We start from the raw sequence: 21,031 nt of genomic DNA, 5'->3' as shown, positions 1-21,031 counted from the left end.
CCCAGCACCACCCCGCCCCCCGCGACACCCCGCCCCCACACTCACCCCCGGCGACACCCCCACCCCCACCCCCCTCCTTCCACCAGATGTGGAACGACCTCCACCCCCTCGGCCGCCACCCCACCACCCGCGGCTACCGCCGCTACGCCTGGACCCCGGCCGACGCCGAGTGCCGGGCCTGGTTCACCGCCCAGGCCGAGACCCGCGGGCTCACCCACGAGATCGACCGGAACGGCAACCAGTGGGCCTGGCTCGGCGACCCCGCCCGAGGGGACGCCGTCGTCACCGGCTCCCACCTCGACTCCGTACCCGACGGCGGCGCCTTCGACGGCCCCCTCGGTGTCGTCTCCGCCTTCGCCGCGCTGGACGAACTCCGGCGCCGGGGCACCGCCTTCACCCGCCCCCTCGGCATCGTCAACTTCGGCGACGAGGAGGGCGCCCGCTTCGGGCTCGCCTGCGTCGGCTCCCGGCTCAGCTCCGGACAGCTCACCCGCGACCGGGCGCACCGCCTCACCGACGGCGACGGCATCACCCTGCCCCGCGCGATGGAGGCCGCCGGATACGACCCGGACGCGATCGGCGCCGACCCCGACCGGCTCGCCCGGATCGGCGCGTTCGTCGAACTCCACGTCGAGCAGGGCCGCGCGCTGGACCTCAGCGGGGACGCGGTCGGTGTCGCCGGTGCCATCTGGCCGCACGGACGCTGGCGGTTCGACTTCCGGGGCGAGGCCAACCACGCCGGGACCACCCGGCTCACCGACCGCCGCGACCCGATGCTGCCCTACGCGGAGACCGTCCTCGCCGCCCGCCGCGAGGCCGGATCCGCCCGAGCCGTCGCCACCTTCGGCAAGGTCGCCGTCGAACCCAACGGCGTCAACGCCATCCCCTCCCTGGTCCGTGGCTGGCTGGACTCCCGCGCCCCCGACCAGCGGGACCTGGACGCCGTCGTCGCCGCCGTCGAGAAGGCCGCCCGCGCCCACGCCGACGCCCATGGAGTGGACCTCGACGTCGTACGGGAGTCCTTCACGCCCGTCGTGGAGTTCGACCACGCCCTGCGGGACCGGATCGGGCGGATCCTGGGCCGGGACACCGGGCACACCGGGCACACCGGGGACACCGGCCTCACCGTCCCCGTCCTCGGCACCGGCGCCGGACACGACGCCGGGATCCTCTCCGCCGTCCTGCCCACCGCCATGCTGTTCGTGCGCAATCCGACCGGCGTCTCCCACTCCCCGGCCGAGTACGCCACCGAGGACGACTGCGTGACCGGCGTCCTCGCCCTCGCCGATGTCCTGGAAGGGCTGATCCACCCGTGAGCAGCGACACCGGCAGCGACGCCGGCACCGACGGAACCGACGCTGGCCCAACCCCCGTCCCCGGCCCCGCCTACTGGCTGGAGCACGCCTGGCTCGGCACCCGGGTCGAGCCCGGCGTCCTCGTCACCGTCACCCCCGCCGACGGCACCCTCCGCACCGTCACCCCCGGCGTCACCGCCCCGCCCCCCGGCGCCGAGGTGCTGCGCGGCCTCACCCTCCCCGGCCTCGCCAACGCCCACTCGCACGCCTTCCACCGCGCCCTGCGCGCCACCGTCCAGGTCGGCTCCGGCACCTTCTGGACCTGGCGCGAGGTGATGTACGCGGTCGCCGACCGGCTGACCCCGGACACCTATCACGCCCTCGCCCGCGCGGTGTACGCCGAGATGGCGCTCGCCGGGATCACCGCGGTCGGCGAGTTCCACTACGTCCACCACGCCCCCGGTGGTGCCCGCTACAGCGACCCCAACGCCATGGGCGAGGCCCTGATCGAGGCCGCCGCCGACGCCGGGATCCGGATCACCCTCCTCGACACCTGCTATCTCGCTGCCGGTTTCGGCGAGCCGCCCACCGCCCATCAGCTCCGCTTCTCCGACGGCACCGCCGACGCCTGGGCCGAACGCTCTTCACTTCTCAAGGAACGGGATCACGTACGGATCGGGGCCGCCGTGCACTCGGTGCGGGCCGTGCCCGCAGAGCACCTGCGCACCGTCGCCGACTGGGCGGAGCGGCGGCGGGCCCCGCTGCATGTGCATCTGTCCGAGCAGACCGCCGAGAACGACGCCTGTCTCGCCGCCCACGGCCGCACCCCCGCCCGGCTCCTCGCCGACCACGGTGTCCTCGGCCCCCGCACCACCGGCGTCCACCACACCCACCTCACCGACGCCGACATCCGGCTGATCGGCGACTCGCGGACCGGCACCTGTATGTGCCCCACCACCGAACGCGACCTCGCCGACGGCATCGGCCCCGCCGCCGCCCTCCAGCGCGCCGGTTCACCGCTCTCCCTCGGCTCCGACAGCCACGCCGTCATCGATCTGCTCGAAGAGGCCCGCGCGATGGAGCTGAACGAGCGGCTGCGCACCCGCACCCGGGGCCACTGGACCGCCGCCGCGCTGCTGCGCGCCGCCACCGCCGACGGCCATGCCGCGCTCGGCTGGGACCGGGCCGGGACCATCGCGCCCGGCGCGCCCGCCGACCTCACCACCCTCGCCCTCGACACCGTCAGAACAGCGGGGCCACCGCCCGGACTCGGCGCCGAGACGGCCGTCTTCGCGGCGACCGCGGCGGACGTACGGCACACGATCGTGGCCGGACGCCACCTCGTGCGCGACGGGGCGCACACCCGGATCCCCGACCCCGCCGCCGCGCTGACCCGAGCCGTGGCAGCCCTCCGCGACCCTCACGAGAGCCCGGGGACCCCAGGGAATACCGGAAACCCAGTGACCCCGGGGCACACAGAGGAGCCCAGAACACGATGAGCAGCAGCACCGTCATCACCAACATCGCCACGCTGGTCACCAACGACCCCTCCCTCGGCGACAACTCCCCGCTCGGTCTGATCCAGGACGCGGCCGTCGCCATCGAGGGCGACCGGATCGTCTGGACCGGTGAATCAAGCAAAGCACCCGCCACTGACAATCACCTCGACGCCGCAGGCCGGGCCGTGATCCCCGGCTTCGTCGACTCCCACTCCCACCTCCTCTTCGCGGGCGACCGCACCCAGGAGTTCAACGCCCGGATGTCCGGCCGCCCCTACACCGCCGGGGGCATCCGCACCACGGTCGCCGCGACCCGGGCCGCGACCGACGGGGAACTGGAGCGCAACCTCACCCGATACCTGTCCGAAGCCCTCCGCCAGGGCACCACCACCTTCGAGACCAAGTCCGGCTACGGCCTGACGGTCGAGGACGAGGCCCGCGCCCTGCGCATCGCCGCCGCCCACACCGACGAGGTCACCTACCTCGGCGCCCACATCGTCCCCCCGGACCACGCCGACGACCCGGCCGCCTATGTCGCCCTGGTCACCGGCGAGATGCTGGACGCCTGCGCCCCGTACGCCCGCTGGGTCGATGTCTTCTGCGAGCGGGGCGCCTTCGACGGCGACCAAGCCCGCGCGATCCTCACCGCGGGCAAGGCGAAGGGCCTGACCCCCCGGGTCCACGCCAACCAGCTCTCCCACGGCCCCGGCGTCCAGCTCGCCGTGGAACTCGGCGCCGCCAGCGCCGACCACTGCACCCACCTCACCGACGCCGACATCGACGCCCTCGCCCAGGGCGACACGGTCGCCACCCTGCTCCCCGGCGCCGAGTTCTCCACCCGCGCCGCGTGGCCGGACGCCCGCCGCCTCCTGGACGCGGGCGCCACCGTCGCCCTGTCCACCGACTGCAACCCCGGCTCCTCCTTCACCTCCTCCGTCCCGTTCTGCATCGCCCTCGCCGTACGGGACATGCGGATGACCCCGGACGAGGCCCTCTGGTCGGCCACCGCGGGCGGCGCCGCGGCCCTGCGCCGCACCGACATCGGCCGGCTGACCCCGGGCGCGTACGCTGACCTCGCCCTCCTGGACGCCCCCAGCCATGTCCATCTCGCCTACCGCCCCGGCGTCCCCCTGGTCTCCCGGGTCTGGCGCCGAGGCACCCCCGTCACCCCCAACTGACCCGCCCCCACCCCTCCCCGCTCAATCCCGCCCCGCCCGCCACCGCTGCCCCGCGTCCCCGTCCGCCCCCGCCACCGACCGGAGGACGACCCCCTCCCCGCCCTCCGCCGTCACCGCCGTGTCCGGGGCGATGGCGGGCCGGATCAGCCCCGACCCGTCGACCGTGAACCGCAGATTCAGCCCGTTGGACCCCGCCACCGACGAGCAGGTCCAGATGCCGACCCCGCGCCCCGGCTCGCCCCGGCTGTCGAGGCAGTACTCCGGATCGGCCGCCGACTGCACCACCCCGCGCCCGGCGTCCACCCGCCACCGCTGGACCGCCGCCGACGAACAGGGCGCGGTCACCACGTCCACCCCCTTCTCGAACCGCCCGTCCCGCACCTCCAGACACCGCCCCGACGCCTCGTTCACCACCTGCGCGTACGAGGCGCCCGGCGGGGACACGGGAGTGGACGAGGGTGAGGACGAGGGCGAGGACGAGGACGAGGACGAGGGCCGCCGGGGTGCGGAGGTCAACGTCGGTGTGGGTGTCGGCGTGGAGGCCGCCGACTCCGCGGCGGTGGCCGTGATGGTGGTGGTGGCCGTCACGGTCACCGGGGGCGGTGGCGGAGGTGCCACCGTCACCGGGTTGGCGGCCTGCGCGGGCGGCACCGGATCGTCCGGCGACAGCATGGACAGCAGCGCGATCAGCCCCACCACCAGCCCCGCCGAGACACCCGCGACCCGCCGCGAGGACCGGGAAGACCGCGAGGACCGGAAAGCCCCGGAAGACCGGGAGGATCGCGACGCCCCCGACGCCCCCGACGCCCCCGATGACCCCAATGGCCCCGACGCCCCCGACGCCCGCGACAACTCCGACGACCCCGACGACCACGACGACCACGACGAGAAGAACCAGCCCCGCCGCCTCCCCTCCTCCTCCTCCGCCCCCGCACCCCCCGGCTCACCGCCCCGCGGCCGGGCGGCGTACGCGGCGCCCGCCCAGGGCAGCAGCCCCTCCGCCAGCGCGGTGCGCGGGGTGTCGCGCAGCGCGGTCAGTTCCTCGTAGGCGCCGGAGCAGAAGGGGCAGTGGGTCATATGGGCGACCAGATCCGGGCTGTGCCGGGGCGAGTCCGGCCGTACGGACTCCTCGATCAGCCGCCGGAAGTCCTGGCAGTCGGGGTCGTCGGAGGCGGTGAGCCGGGCGCGGAGCAGGGCGCGGCCGAGGGCGGTGAGCGCCGGTTCGGTGCCGTAGGCCACGTCCGCGCGGCTGATGCCGAGGAGTCGGGCGGTCCGCTCCGGGCTCTCGCCCTCCACCGGCCCGTACCAGATCAGCCCCCGGGTCCGGTCCGGAAGCGTCCGGTACGCGGCGAGCAGGGGCGGTACGGGACCGTCCCGGGCGCCGGTGTTCAGCACCAGCAGCAGACCCGCGTCCAGCGCGGCGGAGCGGTCGCCGTCGGCCCAGTCGCGGGCCACCCGCCCGGCCAGCAGCAGGAGTTGATGGCGCCAGGGGGCGGCGGGGTCGCTGCCCCGGGCGGACTCGCGGGCGGCCAGGGTGAACGCCTGGGCGGCGAGCTGACGGGCCGCCGAGTCGCCGGTCGTGCACAGCCGGGCGTAGCCGAGGACCGACTCGCGGTGGCGGGCGCGCAGTTCCTGGAGCGCCGGGTAGGCGACGGCGGTGGGGCCGCGCAGCAGTTCGGTCAGCCGGACGTCGGACGCGCCGGAGTACACCCCTTCCGGATGCGTCGAGCCGTCGTCGCCGGTCCCCTCGGGCCGAGCCATTCACCAGCCTCCTCGCGTTCCCCCGCTGGAGCACGGCCGGGGCGGGTGGCGCGTCGAGCCGCGCTGCTGACGTACCGGCCAGTTTGGAGGGTGACCATAGTGGTCCAGCGGGGCCTGCGGGAAAAGGGGCTACCGGCGGTAATAGGTCAAGGCCCCATGGGCCCGCTCCCATGCCCGGTCCCGGGAGTGGCGCGCCGCGCACATGCCGCACCCGGCGCCGCCGGGCGCCGGGTGCGAAGTCTTTGTGGGGTTCCTACGGCTGGAGGGGGGGTGGTCAGTCCTCCACCGTGAGCCCCCGCCGCAGTCGCCGCAGGGTGCGGGACAGCAGCCGTGAGACATGCATCTGGGAGATGCCGAGTTCGTCGCCGATCTCGGACTGGGTCATATTGGCCACGAACCGCAGGGCGAGGATCTGCCGGTCCCTGGCGGGCAGTGCGGCGATGAGCGGCTTCAGCGACTCCACGTACTCGATGCCCTCGATGCCGTGGTCCTCGTAGCCGATCCGGTCGGCGAGCGCGCCCTCGGGGTCGTCGTCCTCCGGCTGGGCGTCCAGCGAGGAGGCGGTGTAGGCGTTGGCGGCGGCCATGCCCTCCACCACCTCGTCGGTGGAGATGCCGAGATGCTCGGCGAGTTCACCGGCGGTGGGCGCGCGGTCCAGCCGCTGGGCCAGTTCGTCACCGGCCCTGGCCAGGTCGAGCCGGAGTTCCTGGAGCCGTCGCGGTACCCGCACCGACCAGGAGGTGTCGCGGAAGAAGCGCTTGATCTCGCCGATGATGGTCGGCATCGCGAAGGTGGGGAACTCCACGCCCCGGGACAGCTCGAACCGGTCGATCGCCTTGATCAGGCCGATGGTGCCGACCTGGACGATGTCCTCCATCGGCTCGCTGCGGGAGCGGAAGCGGGAGGCGGCGAACTTGACCAGGGCGAGGTTCAGTTCGACCAGCGTGTTGCGGACGTAGGCGTGGGCGTGGGTGCCTTCCTCAAGGGAGGCCAGCCGCTCGAAGAGGGTCCTGGACAGGGCCCGCGCGTCGACCGGCCCGATCTCCGCGAAAGGGGGGATCTCCGGGATCCCGGCCAGGGGGTCGCCCGCAGAGACGCCACTCGAAGCGTCGGTGCCGGTGCCGGTGCCGGTGCCGGTGCGAGTACCAGTGCTGGTGCTGGTGCTGGTGCTGGTGCAGGTGTCGGTGTCATGCGTCGACGTCGCCGTCAGGGGCTGCGATCCGTCGAGCCGGGGTGACATGGGTGTCCTCCATCGTTCTCGGCATCCGTCGGCGGCGCGGGGCCGCCGAAGCCGGTACGTGCGGTGCGGTGTGCGGCGCCTCCGAGGCCGTCCGTGTCGGGTACGTGTCCCTACTAGCCCTACCCGCTCGTCCGTGCCCACTGCAAGTGGCTTTGTGTGGCAAATGTCCAAGTATGTGAGGTTGTTCGGGTGTCGCGGAGGGGAGTGAGGGCGTAGGGTTCGAGGGCGTCGTCCGCCGTTTTCGGCGCGGCGTGCACAGGGTCCGCCGACAGGCGGGCGGACGGGTCGGCGGCCATCAACACCCTGGAGAGAGACGGCATGGACCACGGGATGCTCGGCAGCGCACAGTCGGGCCGGCTTCTGGTGGAAGTGCGGCAGCAGGGGGTGAGCGCCGTGGTGACTCCGGCGGGTGAGCTGGATCACCACACGGCCGATCTGCTGCGCGAGCCGCTGGAGGAGTGCCTCGCCCAGGGACTGGCCCGGCTGGTCGTCGACTGCGCCCGGCTGGACTTCTGCGACTCGACGGGCCTCAATGTGCTGCTCGGCGCCCGGCTGAAGGCCGAGGCCGCCGGGGGCGGGGTCCATCTGGCGGCGATGCAACCGGTGGTCGCGAGGGTGTTCGAGATCACGGGTGTGGAGGCGGTCTTCACCCTGCACGACTCGGTGGAAGCGGCTCTCGCCGACGAGTCCACCTGAGGGGTGTTCCTCCCGAATCGTCGGGCAGAAGAGATCGTGGCACCGGTGGGATGTTCGACACGATGAGAAAACCGCCGGTACCACCGACAATGACGCTTGAATCATGAACTGGTGAATCGGTGAGGTGAAGCGCTGATGAGCACCACCCGGCCCTACCCGCCGGGCTCCCCTGAGCCCACCGGCGCTTCCGGCGCACCCGGGGTGCCCGGAGCCCCGGACGTCTCCGGAGCCTCTGGGGTGTCCGGAATGTCCGCCCCCGGCGCGTCCGGTGCCCCCGGTACCCCCGGTGTCCCCGGCGCGTCCAGTAGCCCCAGCGCCCCCAGTGCCCCCGGTGTCTCCGCCGCCCCCGGACGTCAGATGCGTCGCCTGACCTTCGAGGGCCAGGTCGGCATAGTCCCGATGGCCCGCGACTTCGCCCGGCAGGCGCTGCACGCCTGGGGCTGGCTGCCCGCCGACACCGCCGACCGCCGGGCCGCCGCCGAGGATGTCCTGCTCGTCGTCTCCGAACTGGTCACCAACGCCTGTCTGCACGCCGAGGGCCCGGACGAGATGTGGCTCACCTGCGACCGCAAGGTGATCCGGATCGAGGTCTCCGACCGGGGCGCGGGCCAGCCGTCCCCGCGCACCCCGCACCGCGCGGGCCGCCCCGGAGGGCACGGCATGTTCATCGTCCAGCGCCTCTGCCTGGACTGGGGGGTCGTCCGGACACCGGGCGTGGCGGGCAAAACGGTCTGGGCAGAACTGAGCGCCCCGGCGTAGCCCCCCACGCCCCCCAACTCACCACGAGGTCTCTCTTCCCTCCGCACGGCATCGGCCGTACCTTGACGGCCCATCTGATGAACCGTCAGAACAGGGAGCCGTGATGACCACCGTGCCGGGCATGGCGGTGGTGGAGCGGGCCCGCTGGTCGTCACGCGCTGCGGCTGCCGCGCCCGGCGTGGACCCGGCTGGCGCCCGCCCCCTCGACGAGGCCGCCATGGTTCACGCCGGACACGGCACCGCACTCCGAGGCCGCCGTCATCCGTGACGCCAGATCGCCAGCATCAGGGCGATGAGGCTGCACACCGTCAGAACGCTGCTCCAGAAGGCGTCGTCGTGCGGCACGCGCGGCCTCACGCCGGGTGCCCCCGCCGGAGGTGCCGCCGCAGCAGGACATTGACGTCGACCAGCGCGCTCTGATTGCCCGCCGCACGGGCCCTGCGCTGCCGGGCGGCCAGCTCGGTACAGAGCGTGCAGCCGTCCACGGGAACCGGCGGGACGAGGGTCACCCGAGCCGCCCGAGCAGCGCGGCCTCGATAGCCCGCAGCACAGCAGGGGTGGGCCGAGCCCAGCCACCGGGCGGCGTCCAACGCTCGGCACGGTAATGCCGGGTGCGCCAGGGGAGTTGGGGGCGATGGGGGGTGGGCCTGGGAGCGGACAGGGGGGTGGGCATGGCTGGGCTCCTCGAATGGATGGTCTTGGATCGTTCTCCCGTACGCATCGCGATCGTTGCGCTACTTTGCGTTGCCGGGATGCTGCTGAGCATCTCGCGTTTGCGCTGCGAAAAACCCCAGGTGAGGGCGGTCTTCGCTGCGTGAATCGCAAATTCCGCAAATTCCGCAAGGAGGCGCGATGCCCGCGAGGCGAGTCATCACCGGTCTCAGCCGAGAGCCGAGGCAACGGTTCGCGGAGGAGTTAAAGGCACAGCGGGCCCGGAGCGGCGAGACCCTCCGGCAACTGGAAGAGGTACTCGGCTGGGATTCGACGCTCTTCGGCAAGATGGAGAACGGGCACACGCTGGGCGGCCCGGAAGTGGTGGAGGCGCTGGATCAGCACTATGGGACGGCGCCACTGCTGGTGACGCTGTGGGAGCTGGCGCTCGAAGACAAGACGCAGTTCAAGGAGCAGTACCGCACGTACATGCAGTACGAGTCGGTAGCTGTGAGTCTGTGGCAGTTCTCCGTGAGCGTCGTGCATGGACTGTTGCAGACGGATGTCTATGCGCGCGAGCTGATGGTCGCGAACGGTCTCAAGGGAGAGGAACTGGAGCAGCAGATCCAAGCGCGACTCAGCCGCCGCGAACTGCTGATGGAGGAGGAATCCCCACACTTCCGAATCATCATCGCCGAGTCGGTGCTGCGCACGGAACTCAGAGACAAGGCAGCCTGGCGGGAGCAGCTCACAGTCCTGGAGGGGACGATGGCGCGTCCGAACATCACGCTCCAAGTGCTTCCGCAGGACGCGGGGCTGCATGCATTGGTCAGCACGGACATCATGTTTCTACGGTTGGTCGAGGGACGGACCGTGGCCTACACGGAGAACGCCCACCGTGGTCAACTGGTCGAAGACCACGCTTCAGTTGAGCGATTGCAGCGCGGGTACGATTCGATGCGCGACCTGGCGTTGTCTCCCGCCGAGTCGCAGAAATACATCCGGCAGATCCTGGAGGAAGTGCCGTGCGATCCATCGACCTGACCAGTTGCACGTGGCGCAAGAGCAATTACAGCAACGGGGACGGCGGCGCCTGCGTCGAGGTCTCCGACGACTTCCCCGCCCACATCCCCGTCCGTGACTCCAAATGCCCGGAGGGCGGCGCCCTCATATTCGGCGAAGCCGCATGGGCGGCGTTCACGGCGTCCGTATAGTCCCCCGCCGGTCGCCCCTGCCCCCCGGACCTGGCGGGGCGACCGGCACCCCGGAGGCATGAGCGTGACCAGGATCGTCCCGGAACCCGGTGCAACCGCCGCCCTCTCCCACACAATCCGCCGCTTCGAGACCCCCGGCCCACCCCCACCGCACCCCGAAGACCTACCCCGCGCGCTCGCAGCCCTGAACGGTCACCGCCACCGCGCGGAACTGTCCGCCGTACTGCGCAAACTGCCCGGCGTCCTGGCCGATGTGGCCGTCCGTCCCCCACGTGCGGTGTGGACGGAACGCAAGGTACCGGGCGCTACTGACACCCCCGCACCGCCACAACACCTCGCCCCCATACAGCCGTTTTCATACGGTCTGCCCGAACGAACGCATACTCCTGGCAAACGGGAAGTACCGGAAAGTAGGCATTCTGGGGATGTCGTGCACTCCCTAGCGTCCTCTGCATGACTTCGATCTCGCGCTTAAAGCGTCGGACCTCGCTGTTCGCGGGCGCCCTCGCCCTCACGCTCGCCTCGACCGGCGGCGTGCTGGCCACCGCCACACCCGCCGCGGCGGCCACCTGCATGGGCCAGACCAGCCTGTGTTTCAGCCAGCACAACAACTACGGCGGGTGGACCCTGCCCTACTGGGTGGGCTCGGGCACCTACATCACCAGCCTGCCCAACGGCTACCACGACCAGGTCTCGTCCCTCGTCAACGAGTCGCCCTACAGCTTCTGCTTCTACGAGCACCCCAACATGGGCGGGCTCCAGTTCAGGATCGGCCCCAACGAGTCCTGGGCCACCATCCCCTCGTGGATGAACGACAAGATCAGTTCCTTCCGCGCCTGCTGATCGCTGCCCGGCGGACAGCCGATGGGGTCGCCCCGGTCACACCGGGACGGCCCCTTCCGTACGTCTCCACAGGCCGGACGGCTGCGGCTGCCCGGCTCGGCCGCCCCCGGCCCGACCGCCACCCACCCGCATCACCACCGGCGCATCACACCACCTTCACGCAACTCTGCACCTTCAGGCGTATACCCCGGTCGTCCGGGAATCGGCGTCTCCGCCCCCGGCCGAATCCCCCCTGCCTGGCTAGATTCCCGCGCATGATCGCAACCCTCCGCAAGGCCAAGCGCACGGCCGCCCTGTTCGTCGGGGCCACCGCCCTCGCCGCCACCGCCGGTCTCGTGACCGCCACTCCCGCCGCCGCCGGCGACCCCAATGTGTGCAACGGGTACCAGCTCTGTCTCTGGTACGACGGCAACTACGAGAACACCCGCGTGATGTGGGACTACCTCCCGATCGACGGCAACTTCACCGTTGCCCACGACGTCACGTCCTCCCTCGTGAACAACTCGTCGTCGACCCTCTGCTTCTACGAGCACCCCGACTACGGGGGACTGGAGTTCAGAGTCGCCCCCTGGGCGCGGTGGGCCTACGTCCCCTCGTGGATCAACGACAAGATCAGCTCGATGCGCCGCTGCTGACCCCGCCACCACCCGATCCCCGCACCGCGGACAGGCGCGCAGAAGGGGCCGCCCTCCCCAGGGCGGCCCCTTCTGCCAGCCGCACAGCGCCGCGCGACCGGCACCGCCCGCACGACACGGCCCAGCCGAGCGGAGCGCCACCGCACGGGGGCGTGTCGAGGGCCCTGAGGATCAGCTCGACATCGACCGGGCCCGGGGTGACGCGTCCGGTTTCGATATTGCTCAACTTGGTCTGCGACATGGTGGCGCGCTGGGCGAGCCAGACCTGAGTGCGCCCGGCGTCCCTGCGCAGACCGCGGAGCCTCTCCGCCAAGTCGGCCTTCGACCGGCCCAGTTGGTCAGGGTCGAGCGTCAAGGCCCCGCACGTACTCCTCGAAGGGAAGGGCGTGCTCCAGTGCCACCCGCTTCCACTCCCGGTAGGGCTCCGGATCGCCGGTGTGCGCCGAGCGGTTGATCTGGGTTCCGTCCGGGCGGAAGTCGAGGTGGGCGATGCGGGAGTTGTCGAACAGCCACCAGTCGCGGCCGGAGAGCGGCAACCCGAAGTCGTCTCGCGTCACATCCAGGATCCGGATGTCTTCCCCGGCCGCAAGGTTTCCGGGGATGCCCCAGGCGAATTGATACCGCTGGTAGTCGGTGAGCGGTCGACGCACGATGCGGACCCGGCCGATGCGCTTGCCGGATCCGACGTATCCGCGCACTCGGTCGTGCCAGCGGGCGTTGTGGCCGACGGGCTTCTCGTCACCCCGCAGGAAGCGGGCCACGTTCTCCTGTTCCCTGGGCATGGTGTACGTGGGCTGCGCCTCGAACCGCCATGCCTCCTGCTCGAAGGCGTCGAAGAACCGGCGCCAGTCGTCACCATCCAAGAGCACGAACGGCCTCCCTCAGAATGTGCTCGGGAGTCTCCACCAGTCCCTCGCCGACGGGTGGCGAGAAGGCGTCGGACACACTGCCCTGCACGACGATGGAACCGCTCTCGGTCCGGTGGACGTTCGGGCAGTCGTCGTCGTCACAGTCGGGCCCGCCGACGATGCCGGTGAGGCGGGTCAGTTCCGCACGCGCCATCGTTCCCCCTCTCTGGGACACAGAGCCGTTCCCTGTGGTCATGAGGACGGTAGGACGGACTCCGGTACCAGGTCCACGGCACTTCGCCGATATGCGCGTAATCGGGTAGACGAACTCGAAACGCCCCCCAACAACACCCCCGACAACACCCGCCAGCAACACCCCCCCCACAACCCTGAACCACCCCCACCCCACCCCCCGTTGTAAAGGTGCTCCGGGACCCCCGGTGCTGCGCGTGCGCGCGCCCGCCCCGTGAAGGAGACGCCATGCCCAGGACGGACGAGTACCGCGACTCACGGAAGGGAGCTGCCCGGCTGATGGCGGAGGCGCACAAGAACGCGCCCAAGAGCCGCCGGGGGGACAGCCGTTCCATGATCCTGATCCATGTGACCCTCAAGGACGGCAAGAAGCGCAAGCTGATCGAGCGCTCGACCCCGATCCGCCGCAGCGGTCTGACCGCCACCGCGGACTCGCACTACAGCCGGCCGGGCACCGCCCCCGAGCACAACGAGGCGAAGAAGGACTCCGAGAAGGCGTCCGCCGATGACGCGCTGCGGGACATCCGGGCGCTCATCGGGAAGGTGCAGCCCTACCGGATCGCCATCGACCTCGTCACCAGCCGGCGGCCCTGCAACAGTTGCGCGGACACGGCCCAGGAACTCACCGACGATGTCGCCCGCTACTTCCCCGCCGCCGAGGTCAAGACCGCCGTCCTGTCCTACGACCGGGAGAAGGGCTCGGTGCACGAGGAGTTCGCCGTGGTGCCGGGCCGGTTCAAGGACCATGTCGCCCGGTCGGGGTACGGGAACGCCAGTGCCGTGCCGATGCACCACTCCGCCCCCGCCGAGACCGACCAGGGCTACGACGCCGACACCCACACCTCGCACTCCGACGGTGACTCCGACTCCGTGGGTGCGGGGGCGTATCAAACGGGGGCGTATCAGGTTGGGGAGTCGCACGCCGAGAGTTCCTCGGCGGCCCAGGCCCCGGCCCCGGCCCAGGCCCAGGCCCCGGCGGGCGAGGAACTCGGCGCCGACCGGTACTGGAAGCTGTCGCTCTACCCGGATGAGCCCCTGCGCTACCAGGGCCCCGTCCAGGAGCCGGTGCGGGGCGGCGGTGTCCTGGAGTCCACCACGGACGACTCCCCGTACGTCACCACCGAGCCGACCCACAGCACCGCCTCGGACTCCGACGGCTCGGGCCAGTTCAAGGGGAAGGCGTCCGACAGCTCGGGATCGTACGAATCCGCCCTGAGCGCGCAGATGAACGAGGCCCTCAACCCCGCCAACTGGCTGCCCGAGCAGGGCCTGCCCAACACCCACCTCAACGACGGCATGGAGTACGACTCGCAGAACGCGCTGCACTACACCCCGGACTTCAGCCGGATCGTCACCAGCGACGGCCAGCGGCACGATTTCGTCGGCGCCGTTCCCGATCCCCTGGACCGGACCGTGTTCGCCTACGGCAACAGCCGCACCGGCATGCTCGGGCTCTACACCTTCGACGCCACCGAGAACCAGTGGGCCACCTACCCCACCACCAAGGCCAAGGACTACTGCCAGTCCTATCTGACCAAGACCGACCCCGACCGCAAGAAGACCTCCCACCACGACCGCCAGAAGCACCACTCGGGCAAGAACTCGAAGCGGAAGTAGCAGGGGGAGGGGCCGGTGAGACCGGGGGCGTCCCCGGTCTCACCGGCAGGTCAGCGCACGTCCCCCATCAGTTCCTTCACCTTCCGCCGGTACATGAACACCCCGACCCCCGCCGCCACCGCGAGCGCCGCCTCCGCCGCCACGACCCCCGTCTTGTTGAGGTCGACGCCGTAGGTGGAGAGCAGGCCGGTGACCGCGTCGCCCGCGGTGACCGCCAGGAACCAGACGCCCATCATCTGGGAGGCGTACTTGGCCGGGGCCATCTTCGTCGTGACGGAGAGGCCGACCGGGGACAGCATCAGCTCACCCGTGGTCTGGCAGAAGTAGATCAGGACGATCCACCAGGGGGACACCGCCCCGTCGCCCGCCGCCGTCAGGGGGAGCAGGAAGACGAAGAAGGAGATGCCGACCATCACCAGACCGCCGGAGAACTTGGCGATCGTGCTGGGCTCGCGCCCGCCGCGGTTCAGGGACAGCCACACCGTGGCGAAGACCGGGGCGAGGGCCATCACCAGGACCGGGTTCACGGACTGGAACCAGGAGACCGGGAACTCCCAGCCGAAGACCTGGGTGTCGACGCTCTTCTGGGCGAACAGGGCCAGCGTCGAGCCGCCCTGGTCGTAGATCATCCAGAAGATCGCCGCGGCCACGAAGAACCAGATGTACCCGGAGACCTTGGACTGCTCGGTGCGGGTCAGTTCCTTGTCGCGCTTGATCCGGGCCAGCACCATGATCGGCACGACCAGACCGATCACCATCAGCGGGACCATCACCCAGTTCAGGGTGTACGTGCCGGTGCCGACGACGATCGCGTAGAAGACGACCGCGATCAGCAGCCAGATCATCGACTTGCGGAGCGTCGCGTTGCGCTCGGCCACGTCGAGCGGCTTGGGGACGATGCTCGACTTGGCGGCGAGGTGGCGGCTGCCCAGCAGGAACTGGGCCAGGCCCAGCGCCATGCCGAGCGCGGCCAGCGCGAAGCCGAGGTGCCAGTTGACCTTCTGGCCGACGGTGCCGATCACCAGCGGCGCGGCGAACGCGCCCAGGTTGATGCCCATGTAGAAGACCGTGAAGCCGCCGTCGCGGCGCGGGTCGTTCGGGCCGTCGTAGAGGTGGCCCACCATGGTGGAGATGTTGGACTTCAGGAGCCCCGAGCCTATGGCCACCAGGAGGAGGCCGAAGTAGAACGTCCCGGCGGAGGGGAGCGCCAGGACCAGATGGCCGGCCATGATGACCGAGCCCGCGATGGCGACCGTCCTGCGCGGGCCCCAGACCCGGTCGCCGAACCAGCCGCCCGGCATCGCCAGCAGGTACACCGTCGAGACATAGACGGAGTAGATGGCGATCGCCGTACCGGCGTCCAGGCCGAGCCCGGCGGGGGCGACCAGGTAGAGGGGGAGCAGAGCCCTCATGCCGTAGTAGGAGAAACGCTCCCACATCTCGGTCATGAAGAGGGTGGCCAGGCCGCGGGGGTGGCCGAAGAAGGACTTCTCGGATCCGGGGGTGCCCGGGAGGGCCGAGTCCTTCGTCAGGCTGGACGCCATGGGTCGTTCCTTGCTGTCGGGACGCGCGGGTGGAGCGGAGCGCGCCCGGTGGGGGAGCCGGCACCGGCCGGCCGGTTCGTCCACCCCACGCCCACGGGGTGTCCGCCCCGGATCACGGGACGGTGGACGACGGCCACCGGGATCCACGCCTCTACGCGCGTCGATGCGCTGCGAGGCCCGGCCACAGGTCATTCCTTTCAAGGCCGGAGGGGAACCCCGGCCCGCACGCAAAAGAGACCTTCGGTGTCAAATGACGACACGAAGGTCCCTGTCGGTGCTACAGGCGTTCCATCACCATAAGGCAGGGCACTGCCTGATATGGAAGGACTTGAGACAGGGATCACAGGCTGTGACGGAACAGAGTGTGACGGAAGCGTAAGCAGCCATTCCGGTTCTGTGCGAGCCGCCCGGCCGAAATGTCCGCCATGTGCGCCGGTAAGAATCCGTCCAGGCGATCTCACCTCGGTGTCGTGGCCTGCGGGACTACCATCACCACATGACCCGTGTACTGCTCGCCGAGGACGACTCCTCCATTTCGGAGCCCCTGGCCCGCGCCCTGCGCCGGGAGGGATACGAGGTCGAGGTGCGGGAGGACGGACCCACCGCACTCGACGCGGGCATGCAGGGCGGCGTCGATCTGGTCGTGCTCGACCTCGGCCTGCCCGGCATGGACGGTCTGGAGGTGGCCCGCCGACTGCGTGCCGAAGGCCACACCGTGCCCATCCTGATCCTCACCGCCCGTGCCGACGAGGTCGACACCGTCGTCGGCCTGGACGCCGGCGCCGACGACTACGTCACCAAGCCCTTCCGCCTCGCCGAGCTGCTCGCCCGCGTCCGGGCCCTGCTGCGGCGCGGTGCCGCCGAGCCCCAGCAGCCGCCCGCGACCCACGGGGTGCGGATCGACGTCGAGTCGCACCGGGCCTGGATGGGCGAGGAGGAGCTCCAGCTCACCGCGAAGGAGTTCGACCTGCTGCGGGTGCTGGTCCGGGACGCCGGACGGGTCGTCACCCGCGACCAGTTGATGCGCGAGGTCTGGGACACCACCTGGTGGTCGTCGACCAAGACACTGGACATGCACATCTCCTGGCTGCGCAAGAAGCTCGGCGACGACGCCGCGAACCCCCGGTACATCGCCACCGTGCGGGGCGTCGGCTTCCGGTTCGAGAAGAGCTGAGCCGCTCCGCGCATGCGCCGCCGACTCATCCAGTCCACGCTCGCCGTCGTCCTCGTCGTCATCGCCGTCTTCGGGGTGTCACTGGTCATCGTCGAGACCCGGACGATCACCGAGAGCGCCCGGGAGCGCGTCGAGTCCGAGTCGCTGCGCCTGGCCAGCATCGTGGACAGCCGCATCCTCGGGCACGAGGAGATCTCCGCCGCCGTCCTGAGCGACCAGGTCGGCCGGGACCAGTACGCCGTCGTCCGGCTGCCCGACCGGCCGCCCATCGAGATCGGCGAGCAGCCCTCCGGCCAGGTCATCGAGCACACCGCCCGCGGCGAGGAGGGCGAGACCGTCACCTTCCAGGAGCCGCGCTCCGCCATCACCCGCGAGGTCGGCCGGACGCTGCTGATCATCGGCCTCGTCGCCCTGCTCGCGGTCATCGCCGCCGTCCTGCTCGCCGTACGGCAGGCCAACCGGCTGGCCTCCCCGCTCACCGACCTCGCCGAGACCGCCGAACGCCTCGGCTCCGGCGACCCCCGCCCCCGCCACAAGCGCTACGGCGTCCCCGAGCTGGACCGGGTCGCCGATGTGCTGGACTCCTCCGCCGAGCGGATCGGGCGGATGCTCACCGCCGAGCGACGGCTCGCCGCCGACGCCTCCCACCAGCTCCGCACCCCGCTGACCGCGCTGTCCATGCGGCTGGAGGAGATCACCCTCACCGACGACCCGGAGACGGTGAAGGAGGAGGCCACCATCGCCATCACCCAGGTCGAGCGGCTGACGGACGTGGTGGAGCGGCTGCTGACCAACTCCCGCGACCCCCGCACCGGCTCCGCCGTCTCCTTCGACCTCGACGAGGTCATCCAGCAGCAGCTCGCCGAGTGGCGGCCCGCCTACCGGCAGGCGGGCCGGGCCATCGTCAGCTCCGGCAAACGGCACCTCAAGGCGGTCGGCACCCCCGGCGCCGTCGCCCAGGTACTGGCCGCGCTGATCGAGAACTCCCTGATGCACGGCGGCGGCACCGTCGCCCTGCGCACCCGCGTCACCGGCAACCAGGCCGTCATCGAGGTCACCGACGAGGGGCCCGGCGTCCCCGCCGACCTCGGGGCACGGATCTTCGAGCGCGCGATCAGCGGACGCAACTCCACCGGCATCGGCCTCGCCGTCGCCCGCGACCTCGCCGAGGCCGACGGCGGACGCCTGGAGATGCTCCAGACCCAGCCCCCGATCTTCGGCCTGTTCCTGTCACGGACGGCGGTCCAGCGGGCGTCGGAGGACGAGAAGCGGACGGTCCGCTAGGGCGAGAGTGCGTGCATGGCGTCGCGGGGCAGGCGGGAGTGTGACGACACGCCCTGGTACCCCGCCCGGCGACCGCAGGTCACACCCGGGCGCGCGCCCGCTGCCGCTGCCGTACCCCGCCCGACGACCGGTGACCGTCCAGGAACGATGCGTCGCCCGGCTCGCCCGCCACCGCCCCCCGGGGACCCGGCAGCGCCCGGAACACCCACGTCCGGTACGACCAGAACCGGAACAGCGTGGCGATGCCGATGCCGAGGAACTTGAAGACGTTGTTCTGCATCGGGGTGTCCCAGCCCAGCCCGTAGGTCGCCAGGTACAGCACCCCGTTCTCGATCACCAGCCCCACCGCGCTGAACAGCAGGAACAGGCTCATCTCCCGGGTGCGGCGGTTCTTGTCCCGGTCGCGGTAGGCGAAGTAGCGGAAGCCGATGTAGTTGAAGACGATGGCCACGATCGTGGCGATCACACTGGCCCGCACCACCTGGAGGTCGGTCACCGCCCTGACCAGGTTGAACACCGCGAGATTGACCAGCAGCCCGGCCCCGCCCACCGCGCCGAACTTGGCGACCTCCCGGCCGAGCCGCCGCACGCGCGAGCGCCACCCGCCGGGGGGCGTACCACGGAACCCTGAGGAGCCGTGTGCGACGGGGGAGCCCGAGGAACCTTGTGCCATGGGGGAGAGGACTCCCGTCCGGTCGGCGACGTCAACCCGGCCATGCTAACCAGCCCCCTTCCGTGATCGCCCCCGGACCAGCTCACAGGTTCGGAAAGAAACCCGGGGGCCGGCCGATGACATCGGGGCGACATGGGGCGGACACGGGCGATCCGGGTGGCCGATACCCTAGGGGTGTGACGTTCCCGGTAGTCGGCATGGTCGGCGGTGGCCAGCTCGCTCGTATGACCCACGAGGCAGGCATCCCGCTCGGCATCAGGTTCAAGCTCCTCAGTGACACCCCCCAGGACTCGGCGGCGCAGGTCGTGAGCGAGGTCGTCATCGGCGACCACCGCGATCTGGACACGCTGCGGGCCTTCGCGCGGGGCTGCGACGTGATCACCTTCGATCACGAACACGTCCCCACCGAGCATCTGCGCGCCCTCGAAGCGGACGGGATCCCGGTACGGCCCGGCCCGGACGCCCTGGTGCACGCCCAGGACAAGGGGGTGATGCGCGCCAGACTCGCCGAGATCGGTGTCCCGTGCCCCCGGAACCGGATCGTGGCCGACCCGCAGGACGTGCTCCGCTTCGCCGCCGAGGGCGACGGCTTCCCGGTGGTCCTGAAGACCGTGCGCGGCGGCTACGACGGCAAGGGCGTCTGGGTCGTCGAGAGCGCCGAGGAGGCCGCCGAACCGTTTCGCGCGGGCGTCCCGGTGCTCGCCGAGGAGAAGGTCGACTTCGTCCGCGAGCTGGCCGCCAACGTCGTCCGCTCCCCGCACGGCCAGGCCGTGGCCTACCCGGTGGTGGAGTCCCGGCAGGTCGACGGCGTCTGCGACACGGTGATCGCGCCCGCGCCCGAGCTGCCCGAGGAGCGGGCCCTCGCCGCCGAGGAGATGGCCCTGCGGATCGCCAAGGAACTCGGTGTGGTCGGCCATCTCGCGGTCGAGCTGTTCGAGACCCGCGACGGCCGGATCCTGGTCAACGAACTGGCCATGCGCCCGCACAACTCCGGCCACTGGACCCAGGACGGCGCGATCACCTCCCAGTTCGCCAACCATGTCCGGGCGGTGCTGGACCTGCCGCTGGGCGACCCGCGCCCCCGCGCCCCCTGGACGGTCATGGTGAACGTCCTCGGCGGCGACTACCCCGACATGTACTCCGCGTATCTGCACTGCATGGCCCGCGACCCCCGGCTGAAGATCCACATGTACGGCAAGGACGTGAAGCCCGGCCGCAAGGTCGGCCATGTCAACACCTACGGCGACGACCTCGCGGACGCCCTGGAGCGCGCCCGCCACGCAGCCGCCTATCTGAGAGGCACGATCACCGAATGAGCCCCAGCCCCGCCGCAGGCCCCGTCGTCGGCCCCGTCGTCGGCATCGTCATGGGATCGGACTCCGACTGGCCCGTCATGGAGGCCGCCGCTCAGGCGCTGGCCGAGTTCGAGATCGCCTACGAGGTCGATGTCGTCTCCGCCCACCGGATGCCCCGCGAGATGATCACCTACGGCGAGCGGGCCGCCGACCGGGGTCTGAAGGTCATCGTCGCCGGGGCCGGGGGCGCCGCCCATCTGCCGGGCATGCTCGCCTCGGTCACCCCGCTGCCGGTGATCGGCGTCCCGGTGCCGCTGAAGTACCTGGACGGCATGGACTCGCTGCTCTCCATCGTGCAGATGCCGGCCGGTGTGCCGGTGGCCACGGTGTCGGTGGCGGGCGCGCGCAACGCCGGGCTGCTCGCCGCCCGCATCCTCGCCGCGCACGACGAGGAACTCCTCGGCCGGATGCGGGACTTCCAGCAGGAGCTGAACGACCAGGCCACCGAGAAGGGCAAGCGGCTGCGGGCCAAGACCGAGGGATCGAGCGGCTTCGGCTTCGGGAAGTGACCAG

General features: G+C 71.2%; 23 protein-coding genes. 15 read left to right on the top strand and 8 right to left on the bottom strand.

Annotated elements, in window-relative coordinates; translation table 11 throughout:
- Window positions 1–86: 86 nt before the first annotated feature.
- The 3 genes from AB0O01_RS06245 to hutI all read left to right on the top strand — a co-directional run bounded on the left by AB0O01_RS06245 (window position 87) and on the right by hutI (window position 3,972).
- Window positions 87–1,316, top strand: a complete 1,230-nt coding sequence (locus AB0O01_RS06245) for an allantoate amidohydrolase (RefSeq protein ID WP_365311764.1) — start codon at window positions 87–89, stop codon at window positions 1,314–1,316.
- 77 nt (window positions 1,317–1,393) lie between these two features.
- Window positions 1,394–2,794: a formimidoylglutamate deiminase gene (locus tag AB0O01_RS06240; protein ID WP_365311763.1), complete on the top strand. Its 1,401-nt coding sequence runs from the start codon at window positions 1,394–1,396 to the stop codon at window positions 2,792–2,794.
- The gene (hutI, locus tag AB0O01_RS06235; RefSeq protein ID WP_365311318.1) at window positions 2,791–3,972 is read left to right on the top strand and encodes an imidazolonepropionase; all 1,182 of its coding nucleotides are present in this window, start codon (window positions 2,791–2,793) and stop codon (window positions 3,970–3,972) included. The genes AB0O01_RS06240 and hutI overlap by 4 nt, the downstream gene beginning before the upstream one ends.
- 21 nt (window positions 3,973–3,993) lie before the next feature.
- Here hutI and AB0O01_RS06230 read toward each other — a convergent pair whose 3' ends face one another.
- Window positions 3,994–5,733, bottom strand: a complete 1,740-nt coding sequence (locus AB0O01_RS06230) for an RICIN domain-containing protein (RefSeq protein ID WP_365311317.1) — start codon at window positions 5,731–5,733, stop codon at window positions 3,994–3,996.
- 274 nt (window positions 5,734–6,007) lie between these two features.
- The gene (locus AB0O01_RS06225; protein ID WP_365311316.1) at window positions 6,008–6,973 is read right to left on the bottom strand and encodes an RNA polymerase sigma factor SigF; all 966 of its coding nucleotides are present in this window, start codon (window positions 6,971–6,973) and stop codon (window positions 6,008–6,010) included.
- A gap of 318 nt (window positions 6,974–7,291) precedes the next feature.
- Here AB0O01_RS06225 and AB0O01_RS06220 point away from each other — a divergent pair, with 318 nt between their 5' ends.
- The 3 genes from AB0O01_RS06220 to AB0O01_RS06210 all read left to right on the top strand — a co-directional run bounded on the left by AB0O01_RS06220 (window position 7,292) and on the right by AB0O01_RS06210 (window position 8,696).
- Entirely contained in the window at window positions 7,292–7,669 is a 378-nt protein-coding gene (locus AB0O01_RS06220) for an STAS domain-containing protein (protein ID WP_365311315.1), read from the top strand.
- Between the two features lie 135 nt (window positions 7,670–7,804).
- Window positions 7,805–8,428, top strand: a complete 624-nt coding sequence (locus AB0O01_RS06215) for an ATP-binding protein (RefSeq protein WP_365311314.1) — start codon at window positions 7,805–7,807, stop codon at window positions 8,426–8,428.
- 103 nt (window positions 8,429–8,531) lie between these two features.
- Window positions 8,532–8,696 carry a hypothetical protein gene (locus AB0O01_RS06210; RefSeq protein WP_365311313.1) on the top strand — a complete coding sequence of 55 codons (165 nt, stop codon included), beginning with the start codon at window positions 8,532–8,534 and terminating at the stop codon, window positions 8,694–8,696.
- Between the two features lie 85 nt (window positions 8,697–8,781).
- Here the strand turns inward: AB0O01_RS06210 and AB0O01_RS06205 are convergent, their stop codons facing one another.
- Window positions 8,782–8,937, bottom strand: coding sequence for a hypothetical protein (locus AB0O01_RS06205; RefSeq protein WP_365311312.1), 156 nt, complete (start codon window positions 8,935–8,937; stop codon window positions 8,782–8,784).
- Window positions 8,938–9,280: 343 nt separating this feature from the next.
- Between AB0O01_RS06205 and AB0O01_RS06200 the strand changes: the two genes are divergently transcribed.
- The 4 genes from AB0O01_RS06200 (at window position 9,281) to AB0O01_RS06185 (ending at window position 11,771) form a co-directional block, all read left to right on the top strand.
- Complete coding sequence (locus AB0O01_RS06200; protein WP_365311311.1) at window positions 9,281–10,123, top strand: helix-turn-helix transcriptional regulator; 843 nt, start codon at window positions 9,281–9,283, stop codon at window positions 10,121–10,123.
- Window positions 10,105–10,293, top strand: a complete 189-nt coding sequence (locus tag AB0O01_RS06195; RefSeq protein ID WP_365311310.1) for a DUF397 domain-containing protein — start codon at window positions 10,105–10,107, stop codon at window positions 10,291–10,293. Before AB0O01_RS06200 ends, AB0O01_RS06195 begins: the two co-directional genes overlap by 19 nt.
- A gap of 453 nt (window positions 10,294–10,746) precedes the next feature.
- A complete protein-coding gene (locus AB0O01_RS06190; protein WP_365311309.1) occupies window positions 10,747–11,136 on the top strand; it encodes a peptidase inhibitor family I36 protein in 390 nt (129 codons plus the stop codon).
- Between the two features lie 254 nt (window positions 11,137–11,390).
- Window positions 11,391–11,771 (top strand): peptidase inhibitor family I36 protein, encoded by a 381-nt coding sequence (locus AB0O01_RS06185; RefSeq protein WP_365311308.1) that lies wholly within the window; start codon window positions 11,391–11,393, stop codon window positions 11,769–11,771.
- Here the strand turns inward: AB0O01_RS06185 and AB0O01_RS06180 are convergent.
- From AB0O01_RS06180 to AB0O01_RS06170, 3 genes are read right to left on the bottom strand one after another with little or no spacing between them, the layout of a single operon-like run.
- Complete coding sequence (locus tag AB0O01_RS06180) at window positions 11,749–12,084, bottom strand: helix-turn-helix transcriptional regulator (protein ID WP_365311762.1); 336 nt, start codon at window positions 12,082–12,084, stop codon at window positions 11,749–11,751. The two genes, AB0O01_RS06185 and AB0O01_RS06180, sit on opposite strands and share 23 nt — an antisense overlap.
- 25 nt (window positions 12,085–12,109) lie before the next feature.
- Entirely contained in the window at window positions 12,110–12,640 is a 531-nt protein-coding gene (locus tag AB0O01_RS06175; protein ID WP_365311307.1) for a DUF6879 family protein, read from the bottom strand.
- Window positions 12,624–12,833: a hypothetical protein gene (locus AB0O01_RS06170; protein WP_365311306.1), complete on the bottom strand. Its 210-nt coding sequence runs from the start codon at window positions 12,831–12,833 to the stop codon at window positions 12,624–12,626. The genes AB0O01_RS06175 and AB0O01_RS06170 overlap by 17 nt, the downstream gene beginning before the upstream one ends.
- Before the next feature lie 266 nt (window positions 12,834–13,099).
- On the opposite strand from AB0O01_RS06170, the gene AB0O01_RS06165 reads away from it, so the two are divergent.
- A complete protein-coding gene (locus AB0O01_RS06165; RefSeq protein WP_365311305.1) occupies window positions 13,100–14,488 on the top strand; it encodes a hypothetical protein in 1,389 nt (462 codons plus the stop codon).
- 50 nt (window positions 14,489–14,538) lie between these two features.
- Here AB0O01_RS06165 and AB0O01_RS06160 read toward each other — a convergent pair whose 3' ends face one another.
- Complete coding sequence (locus AB0O01_RS06160; RefSeq protein ID WP_365311304.1) at window positions 14,539–16,032, bottom strand: oligopeptide:H+ symporter; 1,494 nt, start codon at window positions 16,030–16,032, stop codon at window positions 14,539–14,541.
- 496 nt (window positions 16,033–16,528) lie between these two features.
- Between AB0O01_RS06160 and AB0O01_RS06155 the strand changes: the two genes are divergently transcribed.
- Window positions 16,529–17,206, top strand: coding sequence for a response regulator transcription factor (locus AB0O01_RS06155; RefSeq protein ID WP_355739402.1), 678 nt, complete (start codon window positions 16,529–16,531; stop codon window positions 17,204–17,206).
- 12 nt (window positions 17,207–17,218) lie between these two features.
- Window positions 17,219–18,490: an ATP-binding protein gene (locus AB0O01_RS06150; RefSeq protein ID WP_365311303.1), complete on the top strand. Its 1,272-nt coding sequence runs from the start codon at window positions 17,219–17,221 to the stop codon at window positions 18,488–18,490.
- Between the two features lie 79 nt (window positions 18,491–18,569).
- On the opposite strand, the gene AB0O01_RS06145 is transcribed toward AB0O01_RS06150, so the two are convergent.
- Window positions 18,570–19,163, bottom strand: a complete 594-nt coding sequence (locus tag AB0O01_RS06145) for a GtrA family protein (protein WP_365311302.1) — start codon at window positions 19,161–19,163, stop codon at window positions 18,570–18,572.
- Window positions 19,164–19,339: 176 nt separating this feature from the next.
- Here AB0O01_RS06145 and AB0O01_RS06140 point away from each other — a divergent pair, with 176 nt between their 5' ends.
- Together AB0O01_RS06140 and purE are read left to right on the top strand one after the other, a co-directional pair.
- Window positions 19,340–20,479 carry a 5-(carboxyamino)imidazole ribonucleotide synthase gene (locus tag AB0O01_RS06140; RefSeq protein ID WP_365311301.1) on the top strand — a complete coding sequence of 380 codons (1,140 nt, stop codon included), beginning with the start codon at window positions 19,340–19,342 and terminating at the stop codon, window positions 20,477–20,479.
- Entirely contained in the window at window positions 20,476–21,027 is a 552-nt protein-coding gene (gene purE / locus AB0O01_RS06135) for a 5-(carboxyamino)imidazole ribonucleotide mutase (RefSeq protein ID WP_365311300.1), read from the top strand. Before AB0O01_RS06140 ends, purE begins: the two co-directional genes overlap by 4 nt.
- The last annotated feature ends 4 nt before the right edge of the window (window positions 21,028–21,031 follow it).

It is taken from the genome of Streptomyces sp. NPDC093252 (assembly GCF_040683675.1).
GTDB lineage: Bacteria > Actinomycetota > Actinomycetes > Streptomycetales > Streptomycetaceae > Streptomyces.
This window is presented reverse-complemented; position numbering and strand designations above follow the sequence as displayed.

Coding starts and splice junctions, on each gene's coding strand:
- AB0O01_RS06150 (WP_365311303.1), top strand. CDS start 17,219: ATGCGCCGCCGACTCATCCAGTCCACGCTCGCCGTCGTCCTCGTCGTC.
- purE (WP_365311300.1), top strand. CDS start 20,476: ATGAGCCCCAGCCCCGCCGCAGGCCCCGTCGTCGGCCCCGTCGTCGGC.
- AB0O01_RS06245 (WP_365311764.1), top strand. CDS start 87: ATGTGGAACGACCTCCACCCCCTCGGCCGCCACCCCACCACCCGCGGC.
- AB0O01_RS06200 (WP_365311311.1), top strand. CDS start 9,281: ATGCCCGCGAGGCGAGTCATCACCGGTCTCAGCCGAGAGCCGAGGCAA.
- AB0O01_RS06160 (WP_365311304.1), bottom strand. CDS start 16,032: ATGGCGTCCAGCCTGACGAAGGACTCGGCCCTCCCGGGCACCCCCGGA.
- AB0O01_RS06185 (WP_365311308.1), top strand. CDS start 11,391: ATGATCGCAACCCTCCGCAAGGCCAAGCGCACGGCCGCCCTGTTCGTC.
- AB0O01_RS06225 (WP_365311316.1), bottom strand. CDS start 6,973: ATGTCACCCCGGCTCGACGGATCGCAGCCCCTGACGGCGACGTCGACG.
- AB0O01_RS06165 (WP_365311305.1), top strand. CDS start 13,100: ATGCCCAGGACGGACGAGTACCGCGACTCACGGAAGGGAGCTGCCCGG.
- AB0O01_RS06215 (WP_365311314.1), top strand. CDS start 7,805: ATGAGCACCACCCGGCCCTACCCGCCGGGCTCCCCTGAGCCCACCGGC.
- AB0O01_RS06145 (WP_365311302.1), bottom strand. CDS start 19,163: ATGGCACAAGGTTCCTCGGGCTCCCCCGTCGCACACGGCTCCTCAGGG.
- AB0O01_RS06170 (WP_365311306.1), bottom strand. CDS start 12,833: ATGGCGCGTGCGGAACTGACCCGCCTCACCGGCATCGTCGGCGGGCCC.
- AB0O01_RS06220 (WP_365311315.1), top strand. CDS start 7,292: ATGGACCACGGGATGCTCGGCAGCGCACAGTCGGGCCGGCTTCTGGTG.
- AB0O01_RS06210 (WP_365311313.1), top strand. CDS start 8,532: ATGACCACCGTGCCGGGCATGGCGGTGGTGGAGCGGGCCCGCTGGTCG.
- hutI (WP_365311318.1), top strand. CDS start 2,791: ATGAGCAGCAGCACCGTCATCACCAACATCGCCACGCTGGTCACCAAC.
- AB0O01_RS06190 (WP_365311309.1), top strand. CDS start 10,747: ATGACTTCGATCTCGCGCTTAAAGCGTCGGACCTCGCTGTTCGCGGGC.
- AB0O01_RS06155 (WP_355739402.1), top strand. CDS start 16,529: ATGACCCGTGTACTGCTCGCCGAGGACGACTCCTCCATTTCGGAGCCC.
- AB0O01_RS06230 (WP_365311317.1), bottom strand. CDS start 5,733: ATGGCTCGGCCCGAGGGGACCGGCGACGACGGCTCGACGCATCCGGAA.